Genomic DNA, 1,381 nt, shown 5'->3' with positions numbered 1-1,381 from the left:
ACTGCTATTAAAGACCTACCGGCGTTTCCGCGGCTTGGCGCAGTGGGTCGTCGGTAGGGTCCGCGTCCGGACCGGTGTGGTCTGACTCGTTTCTTTACCGGCCACGAGCGTTGTTGTGTGCCTTCAATTGTCAGATCCGTCGACTGCATCGGTTCGGCGCGGAACCGCCGGACGGAGTGACCTGATAGGAGCGCGACCAAGCATCCCGTAGCAGTATCGTCCCCGTCCGACGGCTCTGCCCTTCATCCCATCCCGAAAATCCGATTACAGGAAGGGCCGCAATGGAATCCACCATCGCCGAATCCACCCAACCACAGGTCACCGTCGGTGTCGACACGCACAAGCAGTTCCATGTCGCCCATGCCGTCGATCAGCTCGGTCGGCCATTGGGCACCCATCGCCTGGCTGCTACGCCCGCCGGTTACCGCGGCTTCGTGTCGTGGGCCCACACGCTGGGTCAGCTCGTGGCGGTCGGCATTGAAGGCCCAGGCCATTTCGGCGCGGGCCTGGCCCGCCACCTTCGCGCGGAGGGCGTCGCGGTCAGCGAAGTCGGGCGTCCCAAGCGGCAGCGCCGTGCCCGCTTTGGCAAATCAGACGACGCTGACGCGGCCGGAGCCGCCGCGATGGTGTTGGCCGGCGACGCCCTTGGCGAGCCCAAAAGCGCCGATGGTGCCGCAGAAATGGTGCGGGTGTTGCGAGTGGCTCGCACCAGCGCGGTGCGCGCCCGGGCCAAGGCCTACAACGCCCTCCAAGACCTCGTGGTGACGGCTCCCGCGGCACTTCGTGAACAGCTGGCCGGCCTCTACAAAGACCGCCTCATCCACGCGTGTGACCAGTTACGCGAACCCGAAACGCTCACCACCCCAACCGATGCCGTGACCGTCGCGATCAAGTCGCTGGCCGCGCGTTGCCGCGAGCTTGACACCGAAGCCGCCCGTCTGGAACGCCACATCGACACCATCACCGCCACCGCCGCACCCGAGCTGCGCGCTATCTACGGCGTCGGGCCCGACACGGCAGCCACGCTACTGACCGCCCTCGGCGACAACCCCAACCGGATCAGCAGCGACGCCGCTTTCGCCAAACTCTGCGGAGTCAGCCCCCTGGAAGCCTCCAGCGGCAAAACGATCAGACACCGGCTCAACCGAGGAGGCAACCGCGACGCCAACCGCGCCCTGCACGTCATCTTGGTGGTGCGTATGCGCCGCCATGGGCAGACCCGCGACTACTTCGCTCGCCGCCTGGCCGAAGGCAAAACCAAAAACGAGATCATGCGCTGCATCAAGCGCTACATCGCCCGCGAGATCTACCACGCCCTCCACGAACCCAGCAGAAGAACCAACGAACTCATTGCCTGAACATAGGAGCATCTGGTATCAAG

Annotated in this window: 1 protein-coding gene; it reads left to right on the top strand. The window is 65.2% G+C overall.

What is annotated here, in order from left to right; translation table 11 throughout:
- The first annotated feature begins 281 nt into the window (after positions 1–281).
- Positions 282–1,358 (top strand): IS110 family RNA-guided transposase, encoded by a 1,077-nt coding sequence (locus AWC17_RS08020; RefSeq protein ID WP_085164490.1) that lies wholly within the window; start codon positions 282–284, stop codon positions 1,356–1,358.
- Positions 1,359–1,381: the final 23 nt, after the last annotated feature.

This window comes from Mycobacterium nebraskense (genome assembly GCF_002102255.1).
Taxonomy (GTDB): domain Bacteria; phylum Actinomycetota; class Actinomycetes; order Mycobacteriales; family Mycobacteriaceae; genus Mycobacterium; species Mycobacterium nebraskense.
This window is presented reverse-complemented; position numbering and strand designations above follow the sequence as displayed.

Coding starts and splice junctions, on each gene's coding strand:
- AWC17_RS08020 (WP_085164490.1), top strand. CDS start 282: ATGGAATCCACCATCGCCGAATCCACCCAACCACAGGTCACCGTCGGT.